Source organism: Streptomyces anandii JCM 4720, from assembly GCF_014650655.1.
GTDB classification, from domain to species: Bacteria; Actinomycetota; Actinomycetes; order Streptomycetales; family Streptomycetaceae; genus Streptomyces; species Streptomyces anandii.
Genome location: NZ_BMVJ01000013.1, coordinates 138,259 through 158,756 on the forward strand (window position 1 = coordinate 138,259; position 20,498 = coordinate 158,756).

Consider the following 20,498-nt stretch of genomic DNA (forward strand, 5'->3'; position numbering starts at 1 on the left):
GCGGAGTGCGCGACGACCACCCGCTCTACGAGAAGGGCCGGCTGATCGACTTCCTGCCCTCCACCCCCCAGGCCCGCGGCTACGGCACCGGACGCTCCGAACTCGTCACCGACCTCTCCAGCGCCACCGGCTGGCACGCCCAGGACCCCGAACGCGCCGGACGGATCGTGGACTACGGCATCCACTCCCTCATCTCCGCCCCGATCAAGGCCCGTGGAGCGGTCCTCGGCGTCGCCAACTTCTGGCGCACCAAGGAACACGGCCCCTTCGACGAGGAGGAGCTGTCGCTGGCCGAGGAACTGGTCGCCCGGGCCGCGGTCAGCATCGACAACGCCCGCCGGTACGCCCGCGAGCACGCCACGGCCGTCACCCTGCAGCGCAGCCTGCTCCCGCGCGCCCTGCCCGAGCAGGGCGCCCTCGAGGTCGGCTACCGGTACCTGCCCGCCCAGTCCGGCGTCAGCGGGGACTGGTTCGACGTGATTCCGCTGCCCGGCGGCCGGGTCGCCCTGGTCGTCGGGGACGTCGTGGGTCACGGTCTGCACGCCGCCGCCACCATGGGCCGGCTGCGCACCGCGGTGCACAACTTCTCCACCCTCGACCTGCCGCCCGACGAACTGCTCAGCCACCTCGACGACCTGGTCGGCCGCATCGACCAGGACGAGGCCTGCACCGAGGTCGCCGCGGCCATCGTCGGCGCCACCTGCCTGTACGCGATCTACGACCCCGTGACCCGCCGCTGCGTCATGGCCCGCGCCGGGCACCTCGCCCCCGCCCTGGTCAGCCCCGACGGCGACGTCGCCTTCCCTGACCTGCCCTTCGGGCCGCCGCTCGGCCTCGGCGGGATGCCCTTCCGCTCGGCCGAGCTGGACATCCCCGAGGGCACCCAGCTCGTGCTCTACACCGACGGGCTCATCGAGGACCGCGACCGCGACCTCGACGAGGGCATGGAACTGCTGCGCCAGTCGCTCGCCGGCCATCCCGACCGGCCGCCCGAGCAGAGCTGCCAGGCCGTGCTGGACACGCTGCTGCCCGCGCGCCCCAAGGACGACGTGGCCCTGCTGATCGCCCGCACCCGGCCGCTGCCGCCCGACCGCATCGCCGACTGGGACGTGCCCTCCGACCCGGCGGCCGTCGCCCGGATGCGCGACGCCGCGTGCCGCAAGCTCGACGAGTGGGACCTGTCCGAGCTGTCCTTCAGCCTGGAACTGGTGCTCAGCGAACTCGTCACCAACGCCATCCGCTACGGCTCCGAGCCGATCCACGTCCGCCTCATCCTCGACCGCACCCTGATCTGCGAGGTGGCCGACGGCAGCAGCACCTCCCCCCACCTGCGCTACGCCGCCACCACCGAGGAGGGCGGCCGCGGCCTGTTCCTCGTGGCGCAGATGACCGAACGCTGGGGCACCCGCTACACCCCCACCGGCAAGGTCATCTGGGCGGAGCTGCCCCTGTCGGAGTGCTCCGGGGAGAAGGCCCTGACCCTGGCCCTCGCCGACGCGGACCTCGATCTCGACCTCGGCCTGTAGCGCCCGCGTCGCCTCAGCGCCGGGCCACTCTCACGCTCGGCCGGAGCATCCAGCCGCGCAGCGCCTCCTGCAGCACGTCGAGGTCGAGCCGGCCCGGATGTCGAACGCTGTGCCCGGCCAGGTCGGCACGAACAGGACGCCCTCGCACCGTCCGGACAGCCGCCGGATCGAGCGTCCACTCGACGAGCGGGCCGGGCCGGACCTCGCGGCGCTGGATGTCGGTCATGCGCAAGGACGGTCACCGTATGGACAACCGGTCGTAGGTGCGGAAGGTGTACGAGGCGTCGTAGCTCAGCAGGTTCCCGGCCGGTGCGGGCAGGCCGAGCCGCCGGTTCAGCGGGCCCGTCAGGGGGCCGCAGTCCTTGGCGGCGGGCGCGGTGAAGACGTCGTCGTAGGCGGAGAACTCGATGACGGGCGGGTCGGTGGAGATCCAGCGGGAGGGGCCCGAGCGTTTCAGCGCGAAGTCGACCGGGGTGTCCGACCCGACCAGGCAAGTGCGCGGCAGCAGGGGGTTCAGCAGCCGGAAGCGCAGGCTGAACCGGCCGGTGTAGAAGTCGGACCGGCCGCCGTACTCCGGCAGCAGGGCCAGCGCGAGGGGTCCCCTGCCGGCCGGCGCCCGGCCGGTGAGACCGCCCGGAACCGCGGTCGGTGTGGTGTGCATCGCGCCCCACACCTGCCCGGCGGTGCCGTCGGGGAGCGTGCCCTCGGCGTGGGTCATGGTGATCGGCGCGAGCGTGACCGTGACGGCCCCCATGGTCAACCGCGGGGCGGCGGTGTGCACTTCGCATCTCCAGCGGGCCGGGTCGGCTCCGGCGGGCAGGGTTGGGCAGTCCTCGAAACCGGCCGGGAGGCCGCCGGCGGACGCGCTCCCCGCGGAGGCGTCCCGCGCCGAGGCGGCCGGGACTCCCACCAGCCCTGCCAGGACGGCGCCTCCGGCGAGGGCGAGGGCCGTGCGGCGGGCGAGGCGGGCGAGGGAGGAACGGGACGGGCTGGTGCTGGTGTTCGGCATGGGACCAGACTGCCGAACGGCACGGGGACGTCACCATCGGTGACGTCCCCGGCTCGACCCCGAGCGGACCCTGACGCGGTGTCAGGGTCCGTCCCGCAGGCGCTACTCGAAGGCCGCCGGTACGCTCCCCGCGGCGCGCGGCAATGTCAGCACGGCGAGGAAGCCGAGGACCGCGACCGCGGCGAAGAAGCAGAAGCCCCAGGGTTGGCCGATGCCGGCGGTGACCAGGGCGCCGGTGATGGACGGTCCGACGATGGAGCCGATCCGGCCGATGCCCGAGGCCGGCCCGAGCGCGGTACCGCGCACGGAGGCGGGGTAGTAGTGCGTCACGTAGGCGTAGACCAGCACCTGGGCCGAGAAGACGAACACGCCGGTGAAGAAGACCACGATGTCGGCATGAGGTCGCTGTGCATCTTCACGCTCAGGCACGCCGGCATCAGCACCGAGACGCCGAACCAGCCGAGCGTGGTGCCCTTGATGCCTCTGCGGTCGGCGACGAAGCCGCCGAGCACCAGTCAGGCGACGCCGCCGACGTTGAGGATGTGCCGTAGACCAGGAGCAGTCCCACGAAGGAGGCGACCCGGACGCCGATGCCCGCGCGCAGGTAGGCCGGCTCGAGCAGTCGGGTGAACGCGACCCGGCGGACCTCGGGGGCCTGCTGCCGTTCGACACCGAGCCGATCGAAGTGGCGCTCTACGCCCGGCACGAGTCCTCGCGCAGTCCCTCCCAGCGCCGGCTGGTGCGGTTCATGACCGAGGTCCTGGGCGAGCGGGTGAGCCCCGCCCAGCTCCCGCCTACGCCGATCGGGTGCATTGAGCGCGCCGTTGCTCCATACCGGCTAAGCGAGCCGTCACTCCGGGTGCGTCAGGCGCAAGGATGGTGCCGAGCCCTGCGGGACACCGCGTGGAACTCACGTACCCATCTCTTGAGAGAAAGCGTGTGACGGGCCGCATGACAGACGTTCAGCACATCACTCGGGAGACCGCCGCCCCCCGGCGACCGCTGCGACCCGGCGCCGTGGTGGTGAACTGGGTGACGACCACCGACCACAAGAAGATCGGTTCGCTCTACCTGACCACCTCCTTCGCCTTCTTCCTCTTCGGCGGCATCCTGGCGCTGGTGATGCGGGCGGAGCTGGCCCGTCCGGGTCTGCAGATCGTGTCCACCGAGCAGTACAACCAGGCGTTCACGATGCACGGCACGGTCATGCTGCTGATGTTCGCCACCCCGCTGTTCGCCGGCTTCACCAACTGGATCATGCCGCTGCAGATCGGCGCCCCGGACGTGGCCTTCCCGCGGCTCAACATGCTGGCCTACTGGCTGTACCTGTTCGGCTCGCTGATCGCGGTGGCCGGCTTCCTCACCCCCCAGGGAGCGGCCGACTTCGGCTGGTTCGCCTACACCCCGCTGTCCGATGCGGAGCACTCGCCGGGGCTCGGTCCCAGCCTGTGGATCATGGGCCTGGCCTTCTCGGGATTCGGTACGATCCTCGGCTCGGTCAACTTCATCACCACGATCATCACCATGCGCGCACCGGGCATGACCATGTTCCGCATGCCGATCTTCACCTGGAACGTGCTGCTCACCAGCGTGCTGGCGATCATGGTCTTCCCGGTGCTGGCCGCCGCGCTGTTCGCGTTGCAGGTGGACCGCATGTGGGGCGCCCACATCTACGACGCCGCGAACGGCGGTCCGCTGCTGTGGCAGCACCTGTTCTGGTTCTTCGGCCATCCCGAGGTCTACATCATCGCGCTGCCTTTCTTCGGGATCATCACCGAGATCATCCCGGTCTTCGCGCGCAAGCCGGTCTTCGGCTACATGGGCCTGGTCGGCGCCACCATCTCCATTGCGGGGCTCTCCGCGACGGTGTGGGCGCACCACATGTTCGTCACCGGCGGGGTGCTGCTGCCGTTCTTCTCCTTCATGACGTTCCTGATCGCGGTGCCGACCGGGGTGAAGTTCTTCAACTGGATCGGCACGATGTGGAAGGGCTCGCTGTCCTTCGAGACACCGATGCTGTGGGCGGCGGGCTTTCTCGTCACTTTCCTCTTCGGCGGCCTGACCGGAGTCATCCTGGCCTCGCCGCCGCTGGACTTCCATGTCTCCGACAGCTACTTCGTGGTGGCCCACTTCCACTACGTCGTCTTCGGCACGGTCGTCTTCGCGATGTTCGCGGGCTTCCACTTCTGGTGGCCCAAGTGGACCGGAAAGATGCTGGACGAGCGGCTGGGCAAGATCACGTTCTGGACCCTCTTCGTGGGCTTCCACACCACGTTCCTGGTCCAGCACTGGCTGGGCGCCGAGGGCATGCCCCGGCGGTACGCCGACTACCTCGCCGCGGACGGCTTCACGACCCTCAACATGGTCTCCACCATCGGCTCCTTCCTGCTGGGCCTGTCGATGCTGCCCTTCCTCTACAACGTCTGGAAGACCGCCAAGTACGGACCCAAGGTGGAGACCGACGACCCCTGGGGCTACGGCCGCTCGCTGGAGTGGGCGACCTCCTGCCCGCCGCCGCGGCACAACTACGTGACCCTGCCCATGATCCGCAGCGAGTCCCCGGCGTTCGACATGCACCATCCGGAGGTCTCGCTGACGGACAAGCGGGAGAACCTGGGCCTGCCGGGATGACGGGCGCGGCGGGGCACCGCGACGGCAGGCCCGCCGGGGCCGCGGACGTGGTCAACCAGGTCGAGGGCTACCTGCTGTGGCAGGCCCGCGTCGCCGAGGCCGAGGAGCGGGCCCGGGCCTTCACCGAGCCGATGGAGTGGCTGACCGGCGCGCAGCGCGAGGAGATCGAGGAGCACTACACGCGCGACTGCCTGCTGCGGGCGCGGTCCGACCTGCAGCGGGTCGCCGACCGGTGCCGGGCGCTGCGCGGCGAGTACGAGGAGCGGTACCGCAGGCTGCGCGCACGCTGCTTCGCCTGCGTCCTGGCCGCCCTGGCCCTCCTGGCCGCCACCGCCGTCGCCACCCTGGCCGTCGCCTCCACCCGGCTCTGACCGCCGGGCAGCCGTCGGCTGTCGGCTGTCGCTGGGACGGTCCTGTGACATTCGGAGGACATCGCTGTGAAGCGGTGGGGTCAGGCTTATTGGAAACGGACATACCGAACCTTTCGGGTCATCCGTTCCGCTGCTTCCGAGGGTGCGAGCAGACACGACCGGGCCGATCTCGCCGGAGGAGAAACCCATGAGCCTGACTCTCACCCTCGCCACGCCGTCCACCGACACCGAGGCCCCCGCGCTGGCCCCGCGCGAGCGCGAGACGCTGCGGCACATCGCCGCCGGCCGCACCTACGTGCAGACGGCCCGGCACATGGGCCTGTCCCGCCACACGGTCGACGAGTACCTGCGCCGCATCCGCGCCAAGTTCAACATCACCAGCACGGCGGAGCTGACCCGGGTCGCCATCGCCCTGGGCCTGTGATCAGGCCCGGCGGGCCGCCGCCTGGACCACCCCGTAGGTCGCCAGACCGTACAGCACATGCGGCACCGCGTCAGACGCCCAGTCCTGCGCCGACCACTGCCTGGGGTCGCTGACACCCATCCGCGCCATGGGCAGGTCCGTGGCCGCCATGGCCAGGGCGCCGGTGACCACACCGCCCGGCAACCACGGCATCCGGAAGCCGGCGCGGTGCAGCACGGACACCGCGACGCCGATGCCGCAGCCGACCGCGATCCCCGACAGCGCCCCGAGCCCGGAGAGCCGGTTCTCGCGCTTCTCACCGGAACCGGGCACCGGATGACCGGCGGCCTTGGTCATCTTGTCCACGGCCTCGGCCGGAGTCCCGCTCGACGGCCTGCCGCGCAGCGCCATGTCGGCGTAGGTGGCGGCGTTCAGTACGGCGGTCCCCGCGGCGCCTGCCACGCCACCGCGTACGAGGGTCTGGATCATGCCGGGACGGGTTCCCGCGGGCGCCCGCCCGAATCACCGGCGCCCCCCAAGGTCACCCTCCGTTTCCGGCACCCGCCCACGGGTACGCGGCACCCATGTCGGGCACGCCCTCCGCCGGCGCGGACAGAACCGGGGACCGGTCCGGCAGGGAGACGGCGACGGTCGTGGTCCGGCCGTACGCCAACCCCCTGCCGCTGGGCTTCTTCTCCTTCGGCATCGGCATGGCCCTGCTGGCCGGCATCGGATTCGGAGCGGTCGACGGCGGGCAGGTGCGCGCGGCGGGCGTCCTGCTGGCGGTGTTCGTCTTCCCGCTGGAGTTCCTGGCCGCGGTGATGGCGTTCCTGACCCGCGACACCGGCGCGGCGGCCGCGCTCGGGCTGTTCGCCACCTCCTGGGCCGCCCTCGGGGCCCTGCACATCGTCAGCCCCGCGCGGCAAACCAGCGTCGCCGTGGGCATCTACCTCGCCGCGTTCGCCCTGATGCTCGTGCCCATCGCGGCCACGGCGTTCCTGGGCAAGCGCCTGCTCGGGCTCGTCCTGACGGTGTCCATCGTGCGAGCCGCGTTCGCGGCGGCGTACCAGCTCGGCGCGCCGGGGGCGCTGGAGACGGCCGACGCGGCGGCCGCGCTGCTACTGGTGGCGCTGGCCCTCTACGCCGGTACGGCCTTCCTCGTGGAGGACCTGCGCCGGCGCACCGTGCTGCCTCTGCTGCGGCGCGGTGACGCCAGGCAGGCCGTCGAGGACGACCTCGGCGGGCAGGGCGACGTGCTCCCCCGGGAACCGGGCGTCCGCCGGCAGCTGTGACCGTGCGCGGGCGGAAGCCGTTGGTCCGGGCGGTGTCACCGGGGCGGCTCGTCCTGGCCGCGGTCCATGGAGTCCATCTCGTCCCTGAGCCGTTGCTGAGCGGTGTCGACCTGGCCGCTGTACTTGTCCTGCGTGCGCTGGTCGACGTAGTCCCCGCCCTTGTCGATGCCCTTGCCGGCCTGCTCCTCGTGGCCCTTCAGCAGCCCCTTGATCTTGTCCATCATGCTCATCGCGTACTCCTTCGCGCGTTGTCCTCCCCCTCAGAATCACCGACCCCCCTGCGGCCTGCATCCGCAACGGCGCGGCGGCGGAGCGCAGGTCACGGCGCGGGCGCGGGCCAGTCGCGCAGCAGGGCGTCGAGGGCGTCGACGATCCGGACCCAGCTCGTCCCCGGGTCGGGGGCGCTGTGGCTGAAGCCGCCCGCCAGCTCCAGGCTGACGTAGCCGTGGAAGACGCTGCCCAGCAGCCGGACCGCGTGGGTCTGGTCCGGCTCGGCGAGGTCGTAACCGCGCAGGATCGCCCGGATCATCAGGGCCTGCCGCACCCCCGCGCTGGCCGCCGCGGTCTCCGGGTCGAGCCTGAACCGGGCCGCGGCGTAACGGCCGGGGTGCTCACGGGCGTAGTCGCGGTAGACGTCCGCGAAGGCGGCCAGGGCGTCCTTGCCGGCCCGGCCGGCCAGCGCGTCGGCGGCCCGGTCGGCGAGTTCCTCCAGGGCCAGCAGGGCGATCCTGGTCTTCAGATCCTGGGAGCTCTTGAGATGCGAGTACAGGCTCGCGACCTTCACGTCGAAGCGGCGGGCGAGCGCGGAGACGGTCACCTGGTCGAAGCCGACCTCGTCGGCGAGCTCCGCGCCCGCCCGTGTCAGACGCTCCACCGACAGCCCTGCGCGCGGCATGCCTCTCCCTCCCCTTCCGGTGCACCGATTATGTGGATGCCTAAACCCCTTAGGCAAATGCCACGCCGGCTCACCGCCCCCGGCCACGGGCGCCGCTACGGGCTCCCGTTCCCGGCGCGGGCCATGAAACCGGCCAGCGCCGAACGCGAGGGCACGGACAGCTTGCGGTAGACCGAGGACAGGTGGGTCTCGACGGTGCGGCGGCTGAGGTGGAGCCGGGCCGCGATGTCCTGGTTGCTCAGGCCCTGCGCCACCAGCCCCGCCACCTCCCGCTCCCGGACCGTCAGTTCGGCCAGCTCGGCCGGCACCCTCGGGCCCTCGGCCGATGCCTCCGGCCGGATCAGCTCCGCCAGGTCCACCAGCAGCCGGGCGCCGCCGTCCACGGCGAGCCGGTGCGCGCGGTGCCACATCGCGGCGGCCCGCGGACCCTGCCCGGCCCGCCGGGTCAGCGGCGCGGCCCGCAGCAGGGAGTACGCCTCCCACAGGGTCTGTCCGCAACGGGCGTACTCCTCGGCGGCCGACTCCAGCAGACGTACGGCGCGTGCCGTGTCGCCGCGGTGCTCGGCGAGCGCGGCCTGCGCCCGCAGGGCCGCGGCGCGCTGGCCCCGCAGGCCCAGCCGACCCGCCTCGCGCGTGGCCTGCGCGACCCAGCGCGCGGCCCGGTCGGGCTCGCCGGCGGCGAGGGCCGCGCTCGCCAGGGTGTCCAACTGCCCTGGGCGGATGGACGGTTGAAGCAGCGGCAGATCGGGGCCGCCGCCGGCGGTCGTGATGGCCTCCTGCGCGCGGTGCGGATCACCGTCCACGAAGGCGGCGTGCCCGAGCATGCACCAGGCCAGCGCCGACCACCAGCCCCGGCTCCCGCTCGCCGCCGCGACGGCCTCCTCGCCGGTGGCGAGCGCGCCGCCGTCCCCGAAGGGCCGCGCGAGCAGCAGTACCACCGTCTTGATGGCCAGCGTGAACGCCAGCAGGTCGCTGCTGCCCGCGGCCCGTGCGATGGACTCCGCCTCCTCGGCCGCCTCCAGCGCCGAAGGCAGCCGGCAGGTGTTGAGGTGCACGAAGGCCCGGCTGGTCAGCAGGTGCGGCAGCACATGCAGCTGTCCGGCGCGGCGGGCGATGTCCAGTCCCCGCGTGATGTGCCGTTCGGCGTCGGCGTAGCGCTCCAGCAGCACCTCCGCCCAGGCCAGCCACACCAGCGACTCGCACAGGTCCGTCAGCCCCGGGTCGGTCAGCGCGTCCGTGAGGCCGCGGGCCGCGTCGGCGAAGCGTTCGGCCGCCGCGATCTCGCCCTCGTACGCCTCGCCGAGCGCCGACAGCGCCAGCGCCGCCGCCTCGCCGGTGGCGTCGTCGTCGCGGCGCGCCACGTCGAGCGCCTCCGCCACCTCGGCCCGCACCTGCGGATACGACCCGGTCAGCAGCGCGGACATGCCGAGCGCGAGCCGCAGGGAGACCGCCTGGCCCGGCGGCGGCCCCGGCAGGCGCGACAGCTCCCGGCGCAGCAGCGCGGTGGCCTCGGGGCAGTGGCCGAGGTGCCGTTCCATCACCGCGCACTGCGCGATGGCTTCCGTGCGCAGATCGGGATGGTCCTTGCCCGCCCACTCGATCAGCGTGTGCAGCAGGTCCCTGCTCTCGCGCAGGTTGCCGCCGACGCCCAGCGCACGCGCCCTGGCCAGCAGCAGTTCGCCGCGCCGCCGGGCGTGGCCCGGGGTGTCCGGCATACGGGTGAGGACGACGTCCAGCAGATGGGCGGCGATGGCCGGTGCGGTGGGCAGGAACCGCGCGGCGGCCTCGCTCAGTACGGCCGCGGCCTGCGGGTCCCAGCCGGTCAGCGACCGTTCGACGTGGTGGGCACGCTCGGTGACCGGGGCGCCGGCGCGGGCCAGTTCCCGCGCGGCGATGCGGTGGACCTCGGCGCGGCGCCGCGGGGAGGTGTTCTCGTAGACCAGGGCCCGCACGAGGGGGTGGCGCAGCGTCCAGCGGCCGCCCGGCCCGGGGCGCAGCAGGTCCTGTCCGGTCAGGGCGCCGGTGTGTTCCTCGACCTCGTGCGCGGCGACCTCGGCCGTCGCGCCCAGCATCGCGGTCGTGGCGTGGTCGCCCAGCGCCGCCACCGCCTCCACGATGCGCCGCTGCGGTCCGGTGAGCGCGGTGAGCTCCTCCAGCAGCAGCGCGGCGAGCCCACCGGGCACTCCGATGGCGTCCGTCGCCTCCTCCTGGGCGGTGATGGTGCGCAAGGGGGCGCCGGCCCGGTAGGCGTGCACCAGCGAGAGCAGATACAGCGGGTTGCCCTCGCTGGCGGCGTAGAGCCGGTGCGCGTCCTCCTCGGGGAGGTCGCCGGCCAGCACCCGTACGGACTCCTGCTCGGGCAGCGGTTCCAGGGTGAGGTGCAGCACCGCGCCGCTGTCGGCGCCGCGGGCGAGCGCGGCCGTCAGCGAGGTCGGGGTCTGCCGGGCCCGCCGGGCCACCAGCAGCAGGACGCGGCCGCGCGCCGGGTGCCGGACCAGGTGGTCCACGAGTTCACGGGAGGCGGGGTCCGCCCAGTGCAGGTCGTCCAGGGCGAGGACCAGCCCCGCCTCGCCCAGACGACCGAGACGGGCGCCGATCGCGCGGTGCAGCCCGAAACGGGCGGCGGTCGCGGCGACGGTCCCCGGCCCGTCGCCGGACGGGTGCAGCACACCGTTCAGGACCGCGCCCGCGTCGGGCACGGCTCCGCCCGGCGCGCAGGCGTCCGCCGACGGACCCCGGTCCGGAGCGGCGTCGGCGAGCGCGTCGGTGAACGCCTGGAAGGGCACCTGCTGTTCGTACTGCGTGGCCCGTCCCCGCAGCACCGTGAGCCCGGCCCGCCGGGCCCGCGCGCACACCTCGGCGAGCAACCGGCTCTTGCCGATGCCCGGTTCACCGGCGATGTCGACCACCGCGGGCACACCCGGCTCGCCCAGGGCGGCCAACACGGCGTCCAGCCGCGCCAGTTCCGCCGATCTGCCCACCAGTTCCGCCACGCTCACGTCCCCCACCCGCAAACCCGCCCGCCCGGTCGATCTCCGTCCCCGCCGCCCGCCCACCGAGGGCCGGCCGCCGACACGCCGGTGCCCACGGGTCGTTGGACCCGCGGCGGCCGGGGCGCGGGCACGCGTCGGCGCGTGCCGGGACTACGTATTTTCCCCGATGTCCGAGGCCACCGGTTAAGGCAGCATCGTCCCCCGCGCCCGCAGGAAGGCAGGACACCCGTATGACGACACGACCACCGGACGAAGCGCCGCTCACCGGTGCGCAGGACGACGGGGACGCGCCCTGGGTGTCGGTCAGGCCCGACAGCAGAACCGTCAAGAGCCCGCTGATCGCCGCCGCTCCGCTCATCGCGATCGGCGCGCTGCGCATGGGCCTGATGATGGACCGGGGACGCGGCACCTCCGAGGGGTCGGGGACGACGGGGTTCGTGGTGGGGCTGCTGGCCGTGGCCTTCCCGCTGGTGCTCGTCGGGGTGCTGACGGCACTGCGCTGGGCGAACGCCGGGATCCTGCTGGAGGACGGCGTGCTGACCGTGCGCGACCGCTGGAACCGCAAGGTCCTGCACGCCCCGGTGTCCGAGCTGACCGGCGTGCACACGCTGCGCGCCCCGGTCGACGGCCCGCACGGCGGCCGCGTCGTGCTCACCTCGCGCACGCGGCGGCCGGTGCTGGTCGACCCCCGGCAGTGGAACCCGGAGGCCCTCGCGCGGCTGTGGCGGGAGCTGGCCCTGCCCGCCGAGGACCACGGCTTCGTCACCTGGCCCGTACTGAGGCAGCGGTTCCCGGGCATCCGGCCGCCGTGGCGCCACGTCCACGTGGTGCAGTTCGGGCTGCTCGCCGCCGTGGTGACCATCGGCTACATCGCGCTGGTCGTGAACCTGCCCTTCTTCCTGTGAGCCCCGGGGGGCAGGTCCTAGTAGCCGCCGCCCGAGGAGTGCGTGGCGGACGGGGTCACCGACGAGGTCCCGCCCGCGCCGCCGACGGTGATGTCGGTCCTCATGCCGAGCTCCCTGTGCTGGTCCACCGGGCAGAACAGGTGGTACGTGCCGTCCTTGAGCACCACCCGGACCTGCCCCGACTGACCCGGTCGCAGGCCCTGCGGCAGACGTACGTCGCTGCCCTGGCCCTGGATCTCCAGCGAGTGGAGGGTGTGCCCGTCGTTGGTGGCCACGAACGTGTAGTCACCGGCCTTGAACGTTTTCGCGGACAGGTCCAGCTTGTACTCCGTCATCCGCACCGTCACCGTCGTGGCCCTCGCCCCGCCGCCCGCCGGCGCGGGCGAGGTGACCGACCCCGCGCCGCCCTGGCTCCCCGAGCCGCCCGACCCGCCCGACCCGCCCGAGCCGTACGACCCCGAACTCCCGCAGGCCGCGAGCAGGGCGGCCAGCATCACCGCGCCCGCCGCGCCCGCTCCCGCCGCCCATCCGCTCCGGCTGAGCCGTCGTCCCGCCATGGCCGCGCCTCCTCACCACCGACGTGCCCGGCCGCGCCGGGACGTCCCGCCGTGGATCCGCCACCAACCGATACGGCTCGGAGCCGCCGATGGATTGCCCCGGCCCCCGGTCCCCGGCCCCCGGCCCCCGGTCCCCGTTCCCCGGACAGCCGGGCCCGGGCACCCGTGCGGCGGTAGCCTGCTCAGGAGGCAGCCATGGCCGACGACGTACGCATCCGGCTCCTCGGCGGTTTCCACGTGGCGGTCGGGGACCGCCCTGTCGCCGCCGGGGCGTGGCGGCTGCGCAAGGCGCGCAGCCTGCTGAAACTGCTGTGCCTGGCACCGGGCCACCGGATGCACCGCGAGCGGCTCTACGACCTGCTGTGGCCCGACCTGGACCCGGTGGCCGCGGCCAACAACCTCCACCAGGTGCTCCACGCCGCCCGGCGCGCGCTGACGGCCACCGGGGCGGCCGGGGACGTCGTCGTCCTGCGCGACGACCTGGTCCTGCTCGCCCCGGACGGCGGTGTGCGCATCGACGTGGACGAACTCGACGAGGCGGTCCGGCGCACCCGCCGCGACGGCGCCGCCTCCGACTACCGCGCCGCACTCGCCCTGGCCGAACCGGGACTGCTGCCCGAGGACACCTACGAGCCCTGGGTGCGCGAGGCGGCCGTGGCCCTGGAGTCGCGGCGGACCGCGCTCAGGCTCGGGCTCGCAGAGACGCTGCGGGGCGAGCGGCGGACGGCCGAGGCGATCGACGTGCTCGGCGAACTCGTCACCCAGGACCCCCTGCACGAGCCGGGCCACCGGGCGCTGATGCGGGCCCTGGCCGACACCGGGCGCCGCCGGGAGGCGCTGGCCGTCTACGAGCGGCTGCGCGACGCCCTGCGCGGCGACACCGGCGCGGATCCCGACCCGCGGACGCGCCGCCTGTACCGAACGCTCCTCACCGACTCGGTCGAGCCCCGGGGAGACGGGACGCCACAGGACGAAACCTCCGTGCGGCAGGGCGAACCACGGCGGCGCTCCGGCCACGCGCGGCACAACCTGCCCGTGCCGGCGACCGCGCTGATCGGCCGGGAGCGCGAGACGGCCGAGGTGGAGAGCCTGCTGCTGCGCAGCAGACTGCTGACCCTCACCGGCGCGGGCGGCTGCGGCAAGACCCGGCTCGCGCTCGCCGTGGCCGCCCGGCGCGTCGACGCCCACCGCGACGGCGTGTGGTTCGTGGACCTGGCCGCGCTCACCGAACCCCGGCTGGTGCCGGACGCGGTCGCCGCCGCCCTCGGCCTCCAGCTCGCCCCGGCGCAGGAGAGCCGGGACGCGCTCGTGGGGCAGCTGGCGAGCCGGGAGCTGCTGCTGGTGCTGGACAACTGCGAGCACCTGGTCGACGCGTGCGCCGCCCTCGCCGCCGCGCTGCTGGCCCGCTGTCCCGGCGTGGTCGTGCTCGCCACCGGCCGGGAGCCGCTGCGCAGCTACGGCGAGCGCACCTTCCGGGTGCCGTCCCTGGCCCTGCCGGACCCGGACCGGCTGCCCGCCCTGGACGAGCTGGGCCGGTTCGCCTCCGTACGGCTCTTCGTGGAGCGCGCCGCCGACGCCGCGCCCCGCTTCCGGCTCACCGAGGACAACGCGCCCGCCGTCGCGCAGATCTGCTTCCGCCTCGACGGCATGCCGCTCGCCCTGGAACTCGCCGCCGCCCGCACCCCCGTCCTCTCCCCGCGCCAGATCGCCGAACGGCTCGACGACGCGCTCGCCCTGCTCCGGCGGGGCAGCAGGCACGGCGCCACCCGGCAGGAGACGCTGCTGGCCACCCTGGAGTGGAGCCACCGGCTGCTCGACGGGGAGGAACGGCGTCTGCTGCGCCGCCTCGCCGTCTTCACCGGCGGCTTCTCGCTGACGGCGGCCGAGGAGGTGTGCGCCGAGCCCGCCGCCCGGGCCCCGGTGCTGGACCTTCTCGGCCGGCTCGCCGACAAGTCCCTGGTGTGGGTGGAGAGCCCCGAGCCGCCGCACGACGAAGCCCGCTACCGGCTCCTCGAACCCGTCCGGCAGTACGCGGCGGAACGGCTGCGCGCCGCCGGGGAGGGCGAGGCCACCGAGGCCCGGCACCGGCGCTTCTACCTCGAGCTGGCCGAGGCCTGGGACCGCGAGCCGCCCACCGGCACCGGCCGCGCCACCTCCCTGCAACTCGAGGCCGACTACGGCAACCTGCGCGCGGCCCTGCGGTCGTGTCTGCGCCGCGACCCGGACAGCGCGCTGCGCCTGGCGGCCGCGCTGCGCTGGTTCTGGGCCGAACGCGGGCGGCTCGCCGAGGGCTGCCGCTGGCTCGACGACGCCCTGGCCGCCGCCCCGGAGCCGACCCCCCAGCGCGCGACCGCGCTGATGGGCCGTGGCGTGCTCGCGATCCGTCTCGGTGACGCCTCACCGCTGGAGGACGTCGGCGCGCAGATCGTCGCCGTGCACGAGCGGCGGGCCGACCCCGCCGGTCTGGCGTACGGCTGCTACCAGCAGGCCGTGCTGCGCTGGATGGGCGGAACCTGGGACGACTCCCGCACCGCGCTGGACCGGGCCCGCACGCTCGCCCGCGAGGCCGGCGAGCCCTCGGTGCTCGCCGCCGTCGCCTACCACGAGGGCGTGCGGGCCATCTGCCGGGGCGAGGGCGCCGCGGCCAGGGAGGCCTGCACGCAGAGCCTGCGGCTGCTCGACCGGGTGCGGGAGGGCACCAGTCCCTTCTTCCCGGTCATGACCCCCGGGTACGCCGTCGAAGAGGACCCGGAGGGGCGGATCTCACTGTTCTTCGAGGAGACCGTGCTGGTGGGCCGCACGGTCGGTGCGGCCCGGGCGCGCGGCTACGTCCTGGTCAACCTCGCCTGGGCGGCCCGCCTCGAGGGCGACACGGGCGCCGCGACGGTGGCCGCCGAGCGCGGCGCCGACTGCTTCCGCGCGCTCGCCGACCCGTACGGGGAGTCCCTGGCTCTCAACACCCTGGGCAACATCTGCAGGACCCGGGGCGAGTACGGTCCGGCGCGCGAACACCTCGAGGCCGCCCTCGCGATCAGGCGCCGGCTCGGCGACCGCCGGGAGGAGGGCATCACCCTCGGCTGTCTCGGCCTGCTCCGCCTGGCGGCCGGGGACACCGAGGGCGCGCGGGCCGTCGTCACCGAGGCCCGCGCGGGCTTCGAGGAGACCGACGACGTGCCGGGCACCGTCAACTGCCTGCTCCACCTGGGGCTGATCGCCCGCGCGGACGGGGACCGCACCGCGGCCCGCGCCCTGCTGACCCGGGTCCGGCGGCTGGAGCACATCGCCGGATCGGTGTGCGCCTCCGGGTGGGTGGCGCTGATGCTGGCCCGGCTGGCCGAGGAGGACGGCGACCAGGAGGCCGCCGGCGCCTCGGCGGGACGGGCGGCGGAACTCTTCGCGCGCCTCGGCGACGTCCGCGGACCCCGGGCGCTGGCGCGGCTCACCCGGGCCGGGGAGCCGCGGAGCCGGGGACCGGGTGAGTGCAAAGACGGATGAGGACCAATGCTGAGTGAGTGCTAAGAGAGCGTGCCTACGGTCGTGGACGTCCACTCGTGGATGCCGCCCGGCGGACACCGCGCCCGGCCCGGCACCCGCACACGCCCACCCCATCAAGGAGCCGACCATGTCGATCGACACGGCGAAGGGCGTCCTGGGAGACGCCACCGTAGCCGAGCTGGAAACGGGCCTGCGCGGCACCGTCGTCCGCCCCGGCGACCCCGCCTACGACCAGGCCCGCGCGGTCTGGAACGCGGCCCACGACAAACATCCCGCCCTCGTCGTGCGCTGCGCCGGGACCGCGGACGTGATCCGCGCCGTGGAGTTCGCCCGCAGCCAGGACCTGCTCGTCGCGGTCCGCGGCGGCGCCCACAGCATCGCCGGGTTCTCCACCTGCGAGGGCGGCATCGTGATCGACCTGTCGGCCATGAAGGGCGCCGTCGTCGATCCCGTACGGCGCAGGGTCGTCGCCCAGGCCGGGATGACCTGGGGCGACCTCGACCACGAGACGCAGGCCTTCGGCCTCGCCGTGACCGGCGGGCTGGTCTCCTCGACCGGGGTCTCCGGATTCACCCTCGGCGGCGGAGTGGGCTGGCTGCTGCGCCGGCACGGCCTGGCCTCCGACAACCTGACCGCGGCCGAGGTCGTCACCGCCGACGGCCGCGTGGTGCGCGCCGACGCGCGGGAGAACCCCGAGCTGTACTGGGCGCTGCGGGGCGGCGGCGGGAACTTCGGCGTGGTGACGTCGCTGGAGTTCCAGCTGCACCCCGTCGGCCCCCAGGTGCTGGCCGGCCTGATCTTCTACCCCGCCGACCAGGCCCGGCAGGTGATCACCGGCTGGCGCGAGCTGACCGGCGGCATGCCCGACGAGCTGACCACCCTGATCAACCTCACCACCGCGCCCCCGCTGCCCTTCCTGCCGGAAGAGGTCCACGGCACCCGGATCGTGGCGCTCGCCGGCATGTACGCGGGCGCCCCCGAGGACGGCGAGGCGGCCGTGGCCCCCCTGCGCACCCTGGGCACGCCCGTCGCCGACCTCATGGGCCCCATGCCCTACCTCGGCATGCAGTCGCTGCTGGACCCGCTGTGGACGGCCGGCGCCCACAACTACTTCACCTCCGCGTTCATCGAGCCCTCCGACGACGCCGTCGACGCCGTACTGCGCCACCACGCGATGTCTCCGACACCCTTCAGCGAGCTGCATCTGCACCAGCTGGGCGGCGCCTTCGCGCGGGTGCCCGCCGACGCCACCGCCTTCAGCCAGCGTGACGCGGGCGTGCTGTGCAACGTCATCGCGCGCTCCGCCGACGGGACGGGCTTCGACGCGCACGTGGCGTGGGCCCGCGCGGCCCGCCAGGAGATCGCCGGGCACGGCAGGGGCACCATGTACGTCAACTTCACCGGCGACGCGGCCGAGGACAGGGTCCGCGCCTCCTACCCGGACGCGGTCCACGAACGGCTGGTGCGGGTCAAGGACGCCTACGACCCCACCAACATGTTCCGCCTCAATCAGAACATCCGCCCGTCCGGCGCCAGTTGACGTCGGATCACTCCCGTGTCACCGGCCGGGTTTGCCGCGGACGCGAGGGGCAAGGCGGTCTGCATGAGTGAACCGAACGGCAGCACCCATCAGAACCCCGAGTCCGGGCGGACGGCCGCGGCGAAGGCCCGGCGCACCGCCGGCAAGGCGACCGCGCCGGCCTCACGGGCCGCCACGGGCGCCGCCGCCAAGGTGGACGAGGCGGCCTCGACGGCCGCCTCGGGCGCCACAAGCGCCGCCGGCACGGCCAGTGGCCTCGCCCACGGCGCGGCCAAGGGCGTGGAGGCCGGCCGTCAGGCGGTCGTGACGGCCTCCGGCCAGGTCGCGGCCACCGCCAGGACGGCGGCCGCCACGGCGAAGACGGCCTGGGCGGCCCTGGCGCGGCGCAAGCTCGTCGCGGCCGGCCTGGGCGGCGGCATCGCCGCGATCGGCGCCGCGTCGTACACGGCTGGCCGCCGGGCGGGCCGCAGCGCGCAGGGTCCGCTGACCCGCCTCACCGGCGGCCGGATCTGACCCACCGATCGGCCGGCCCGACCGACGCCATGACGGCGCGTGTCGGGCCGGCCGAATCGCGTGGTGGCCCGCCGAACGCGCGCGGTGGACACCAGGGCGGCGGTCGCCGGCGGTGCACCATCAGCGCCCCGCGAACCCGAACGGCCGACACGGGGAGGCGGTCCGCGGCCGCCGGGCCTAGATTGAGCTGTGCGGGCGACGACGGCTGGACGGACGACGATGACACCGCAGGTGGATCACGCCGCACTGTTCGCGGCGACTCCCAGTCCCTACCTGGTCCTCGGCCCCGACCTGGTGATCGTGGACGTCAACGACGCCTACCTGGCGGTGACCCGGCGGACGCACGAGGAGCTGGTCGGCCTGCATGTCTTCGAGGCGTTCCCCGACAACCCCGCCGACCCCGACGCCGACGGCGTGCGCAATCTCGGCACCTCCCTGCGCCGCGTGATCGCCACGGGCCGCCCGGACACCATGGCCCTCCAGAGGTACGACATCCCCGTCCCCGGCACTCCGGGCGCCTTCGAGGAGCGGTGGTGGTCCCCCGTCAACACCCCCGTCCTCGGCAACGACGGGCAGGTGGCCTGGATCATCCACCGGGTGGAGGACGTCACCGCGTACATCAAGGCCCATCGCGCCGCCCGCCCCGGCGCCCCGACAGGCCCCCGCCTGGAGACCGCGCAGACCCTCGAGGCCGAGCTGTACTCGCGCGCCCGTGAGCTGCAGCGGCTGAACGAGGAGCTGCGCGGCGCCCACGCCCGCGAACGGGAGGTCGCCGTCACCCTCCAGGAGGCCATGCTGTACGCCCCCGACCTCGCCCACCACCCGCACGACCTCGCCGTGCGCTACCTGCCCGCCACCGGCTCGCTGAACGTCTGCGGCGACTGGTACGACGTCGTCGACCTGCCCCCGGACCGGCTGGCACTGGCCGTCGGCGACGTCATCGGCCACGGTCTGCGGGCCGCCGCCGTCATGGGCATGCTGCGCAGCGCGCTGTCCGCCGCGATCCGCGCCCTGGAGCGGCCCGCGCAGGCGCTGGAGGTCCTCGGCCTGTACGCGCGCTCGGTGGAGGGGGCGCTCGCCACCACCGTGGTCAAGGCGATGGTCGACACCCGCAGCTGTCTGATCACCTACAGCAGCGCCGGACACCTGCCGCCCGTGCTCACCCACACCGACGGCACCTTCGAGCTGCTGGACGCGGCCACCGATCCACCGCTGGGCGCGCGTCCGCAGCACGTACCCCGGCCCCAGGCCAGCATCCACTACAAGCGGGGCGACACCTTGCTCCTTTACACCGACGGCCTCATCGAGCGCCGCGGCGAGGACATCGACGCGGGCCTGGAGAGGCTGACCCGGGCCGCGACGGACTGCGCCCGCCTCGGTACCGAGCAGATCGCCGACACCCTGCTGGCCCGCCTCGGCGTCGCCGGCGGCGGCCGCGACGACATCGCCCTCATCGTGGCCCGGCTCTGACGAGGCGTCATGAACGGGGCGAGCGAGCGAGGTTCAGCGGACCGGGAAGCCGAAGGAGTACCCCTGCTGCTTCAGCCAGGGCAGGACCTCGCGCAGCGCTGCCACGGTCTGGGAGCGGTCGCCGCCCGCGTCGTGGAAGAGGATCGTCGGCCCGCCCGCGACCTCGCGGTGCACGGTCGCGACGATCGCCGCGGTGCCGGGGCGCTCGAAGTCCTTGGAGTCCACGTTCCAGCCCAGCGGCCGCATCCCGTGCGAGGCCGCGAGCGTGCGGCTGTACGGCGTGAAGGCGCCGCCCGGAGCGCGGTAGTACTGCGGCTTCACCCCGCCCGACGCCCGGGTGATCATGCCCTCGGCGTCCAGGATCTGCTGCGACTGGTAGGCCTCGGACTTCTTGTCCATGGTGGTGTCGTGGGACACCGTGTGGTCGCACAGCCGGTGCCCGGCCGCCACGACCGCCTTCACCAGGTCCGGGTGCGCCTGGGCCTGGGTGCCCACCATGCAGAACGTGGCCTTCACCCCGTTGTCCGCGAGCACCCGCAGCACCTGGGGCGTCCAGACCGGGTCCGGGCCGTCGTCGATGGTGATGTTCACGCCGTGCGGGCCGCGGTCGGAGGCGTGCGCGATCGTCACGGGCACCCGCGCCGCCGGCTCGCCGCCCCCGGCGGCGCCCGCCGCGGACGGGGACGCCGAGACACTGCCCCGCGCCGCGTGCCCGGCGGACGGATCGGCCTGCGCGGTCCACACCGAAGTGGCGGCGGCCACCGCCGTCACTCCGACCGCCGCCGCGAGCACCCGCCCGTGCCACCCTCGTCCGCCGTGCCGCACCATGTCCGCCCCGATTCCTGCGCTGTTCCTGGGTCCGTGCACTCGTCAGGACGGGGAAAAGCCCGCGCCGGAT

The 20,498-nt window shown here is 74.1% G+C and carries 18 protein-coding genes and 2 pseudogenes; 11 read left to right on the top strand and 9 right to left on the bottom strand.

Annotation, left to right across the window (positions count from 1 at the left end; genetic code table 11):
• Positions 1-1,526 (top strand): ATP-binding SpoIIE family protein phosphatase (locus tag IE249_RS38265; RefSeq protein WP_229859087.1); only part of this gene is annotated, 1,526 nt, incomplete at its 5' end.
• Between the two features lie 40 nt (positions 1,527-1,566).
• On the opposite strand, the pseudogene IE249_RS23330 reads toward IE249_RS38265, so the two are convergent.
• The 3 genes and pseudogenes from IE249_RS23330 to IE249_RS40085 all read right to left on the bottom strand — a co-directional run.
• Positions 1,567-1,758: pseudogene (locus IE249_RS23330) on the bottom strand (condensation domain-containing protein); the annotation flags it as partial.
• A 6-nt stretch (positions 1,759-1,764) separates the two neighbouring features.
• Positions 1,765-2,535, bottom strand: coding sequence for a hypothetical protein (locus IE249_RS23335; RefSeq protein ID WP_229859095.1), 771 nt, complete (start codon positions 2,533-2,535; stop codon positions 1,765-1,767).
• Positions 2,536-2,637: 102 nt separating this feature from the next.
• Positions 2,638-2,964 carry an MFS transporter gene (locus tag IE249_RS40085; RefSeq protein WP_373304432.1) on the bottom strand — a complete coding sequence of 109 codons (327 nt, stop codon included), beginning with the start codon at positions 2,962-2,964 and terminating at the stop codon, positions 2,638-2,640.
• Positions 2,965-3,193: 229 nt separating this feature from the next.
• On the opposite strand from IE249_RS40085, the pseudogene IE249_RS38270 reads away from it, so the two are divergent.
• The 4 genes and pseudogenes from IE249_RS38270 to IE249_RS23355 all read left to right on the top strand — a co-directional run.
• Positions 3,194-3,334: pseudogene (locus IE249_RS38270) on the top strand (LysR family transcriptional regulator); the annotation flags it as partial.
• 152 nt (positions 3,335-3,486) lie between these two features.
• Positions 3,487-5,166, top strand: coding sequence for an aa3-type cytochrome oxidase subunit I (gene ctaD, locus IE249_RS23345; protein ID WP_189707512.1), 1,680 nt, complete (start codon positions 3,487-3,489; stop codon positions 5,164-5,166).
• Positions 5,163-5,537: a cytochrome C oxidase subunit I gene (locus IE249_RS23350; protein ID WP_189707514.1), complete on the top strand. Its 375-nt coding sequence runs from the start codon at positions 5,163-5,165 to the stop codon at positions 5,535-5,537. Before ctaD ends, IE249_RS23350 begins: the two co-directional genes overlap by 4 nt.
• A 187-nt stretch (positions 5,538-5,724) precedes the next feature.
• Positions 5,725-5,961, top strand: coding sequence for a response regulator transcription factor (locus IE249_RS23355; RefSeq protein WP_229859097.1), 237 nt, complete (start codon positions 5,725-5,727; stop codon positions 5,959-5,961).
• Here the strand turns inward: IE249_RS23355 and IE249_RS23360 are convergent, their stop codons facing one another.
• A complete protein-coding gene (locus IE249_RS23360) occupies positions 5,962-6,429 on the bottom strand; it encodes a hypothetical protein (protein ID WP_189707516.1) in 468 nt (155 codons plus the stop codon).
• A gap of 95 nt (positions 6,430-6,524) precedes the next feature.
• Between IE249_RS23360 and IE249_RS23365 the strand changes: the two genes are divergently transcribed.
• The gene (locus IE249_RS23365; protein WP_189707518.1) at positions 6,525-7,232 is read left to right on the top strand and encodes a GPR1/FUN34/YaaH family transporter; all 708 of its coding nucleotides are present in this window, start codon (positions 6,525-6,527) and stop codon (positions 7,230-7,232) included.
• A 35-nt stretch (positions 7,233-7,267) separates the two neighbouring features.
• Here IE249_RS23365 and IE249_RS23370 read toward each other — a convergent pair whose 3' ends face one another.
• From IE249_RS23370 to IE249_RS23380, 3 genes are all read right to left on the bottom strand, one after another.
• Positions 7,268-7,462 (bottom strand): antitoxin, encoded by a 195-nt coding sequence (locus IE249_RS23370; RefSeq protein WP_189707520.1) that lies wholly within the window; start codon positions 7,460-7,462, stop codon positions 7,268-7,270.
• Positions 7,463-7,551: 89 nt separating this feature from the next.
• Positions 7,552-8,127, bottom strand: a complete 576-nt coding sequence (locus IE249_RS23375; protein ID WP_189707522.1) for a TetR/AcrR family transcriptional regulator — start codon at positions 8,125-8,127, stop codon at positions 7,552-7,554.
• A gap of 95 nt (positions 8,128-8,222) precedes the next feature.
• A complete protein-coding gene (locus IE249_RS23380; protein WP_229859099.1) occupies positions 8,223-11,126 on the bottom strand; it encodes an ATP-binding protein in 2,904 nt (967 codons plus the stop codon).
• 224 nt (positions 11,127-11,350) lie between these two features.
• On the opposite strand from IE249_RS23380, the gene IE249_RS23385 reads away from it, so the two are divergent.
• Complete coding sequence (locus IE249_RS23385) at positions 11,351-12,025, top strand: hypothetical protein (RefSeq protein WP_189707524.1); 675 nt, start codon at positions 11,351-11,353, stop codon at positions 12,023-12,025.
• 17 nt (positions 12,026-12,042) lie between these two features.
• Here IE249_RS23385 and IE249_RS23390 read toward each other — a convergent pair whose 3' ends face one another.
• Complete coding sequence (locus IE249_RS23390) at positions 12,043-12,582, bottom strand: copper-binding protein (protein ID WP_189707526.1); 540 nt, start codon at positions 12,580-12,582, stop codon at positions 12,043-12,045.
• Between the two features lie 195 nt (positions 12,583-12,777).
• On the opposite strand from IE249_RS23390, the gene IE249_RS23395 reads away from it, so the two are divergent.
• The 4 genes from IE249_RS23395 (at position 12,778) to IE249_RS23410 (ending at position 19,600) form a co-directional block, all read left to right on the top strand.
• Complete coding sequence (locus IE249_RS23395) at positions 12,778-16,077, top strand: AfsR/SARP family transcriptional regulator (RefSeq protein ID WP_189707528.1); 3,300 nt, start codon at positions 12,778-12,780, stop codon at positions 16,075-16,077.
• A gap of 127 nt (positions 16,078-16,204) precedes the next feature.
• A complete protein-coding gene (locus tag IE249_RS23400; RefSeq protein ID WP_189707530.1) occupies positions 16,205-17,617 on the top strand; it encodes an FAD-binding oxidoreductase in 1,413 nt (470 codons plus the stop codon).
• Positions 17,618-17,680: 63 nt separating this feature from the next.
• The gene (locus tag IE249_RS23405) at positions 17,681-18,130 is read left to right on the top strand and encodes a hypothetical protein (protein WP_189707532.1); all 450 of its coding nucleotides are present in this window, start codon (positions 17,681-17,683) and stop codon (positions 18,128-18,130) included.
• Positions 18,131-18,349: 219 nt separating this feature from the next.
• Entirely contained in the window at positions 18,350-19,600 is a 1,251-nt protein-coding gene (locus IE249_RS23410; RefSeq protein WP_189707534.1) for a PP2C family protein-serine/threonine phosphatase, read from the top strand.
• 33 nt (positions 19,601-19,633) lie between these two features.
• Here the strand turns inward: IE249_RS23410 and IE249_RS23415 are convergent, their stop codons facing one another.
• The gene (locus IE249_RS23415; protein WP_189707536.1) at positions 19,634-20,428 is read right to left on the bottom strand and encodes a polysaccharide deacetylase family protein; all 795 of its coding nucleotides are present in this window, start codon (positions 20,426-20,428) and stop codon (positions 19,634-19,636) included.
• Between the last annotated feature and the right edge of the window lie 70 nt (positions 20,429-20,498).

Excerpts from the sequence above, each read along its gene's own strand:
- IE249_RS23400 (WP_189707530.1), top strand. The coding sequence starts at position 16,205 with ATGTCGATCGACACGGCGAAGGGCGTCCTGGGAGACGCCACCGTAGCC.
- IE249_RS23415 (WP_189707536.1), bottom strand. The coding sequence starts at position 20,428 with ATGGTGCGGCACGGCGGACGAGGGTGGCACGGGCGGGTGCTCGCGGCG.
- IE249_RS23410 (WP_189707534.1), top strand. The coding sequence starts at position 18,350 with ATGACACCGCAGGTGGATCACGCCGCACTGTTCGCGGCGACTCCCAGT.
- IE249_RS23355 (WP_229859097.1), top strand. The coding sequence starts at position 5,725 with ATGAGCCTGACTCTCACCCTCGCCACGCCGTCCACCGACACCGAGGCC.
- IE249_RS23395 (WP_189707528.1), top strand. The coding sequence starts at position 12,778 with ATGGCCGACGACGTACGCATCCGGCTCCTCGGCGGTTTCCACGTGGCG.
- IE249_RS23405 (WP_189707532.1), top strand. The coding sequence starts at position 17,681 with ATGAGTGAACCGAACGGCAGCACCCATCAGAACCCCGAGTCCGGGCGG.
- IE249_RS23375 (WP_189707522.1), bottom strand. The coding sequence starts at position 8,127 with ATGCCGCGCGCAGGGCTGTCGGTGGAGCGTCTGACACGGGCGGGCGCG.
- ctaD (WP_189707512.1), top strand. The coding sequence starts at position 3,487 with ATGACAGACGTTCAGCACATCACTCGGGAGACCGCCGCCCCCCGGCGA.
- IE249_RS23365 (WP_189707518.1), top strand. The coding sequence starts at position 6,525 with ATGTCGGGCACGCCCTCCGCCGGCGCGGACAGAACCGGGGACCGGTCC.
- IE249_RS23360 (WP_189707516.1), bottom strand. The coding sequence starts at position 6,429 with ATGATCCAGACCCTCGTACGCGGTGGCGTGGCAGGCGCCGCGGGGACC.
- IE249_RS23385 (WP_189707524.1), top strand. The coding sequence starts at position 11,351 with ATGACGACACGACCACCGGACGAAGCGCCGCTCACCGGTGCGCAGGAC.
- IE249_RS23390 (WP_189707526.1), bottom strand. The coding sequence starts at position 12,582 with ATGGCGGGACGACGGCTCAGCCGGAGCGGATGGGCGGCGGGAGCGGGC.
- IE249_RS23335 (WP_229859095.1), bottom strand. The coding sequence starts at position 2,535 with ATGCCGAACACCAGCACCAGCCCGTCCCGTTCCTCCCTCGCCCGCCTC.
- IE249_RS23350 (WP_189707514.1), top strand. The coding sequence starts at position 5,163 with ATGACGGGCGCGGCGGGGCACCGCGACGGCAGGCCCGCCGGGGCCGCG.
- IE249_RS23370 (WP_189707520.1), bottom strand. The coding sequence starts at position 7,462 with ATGAGCATGATGGACAAGATCAAGGGGCTGCTGAAGGGCCACGAGGAG.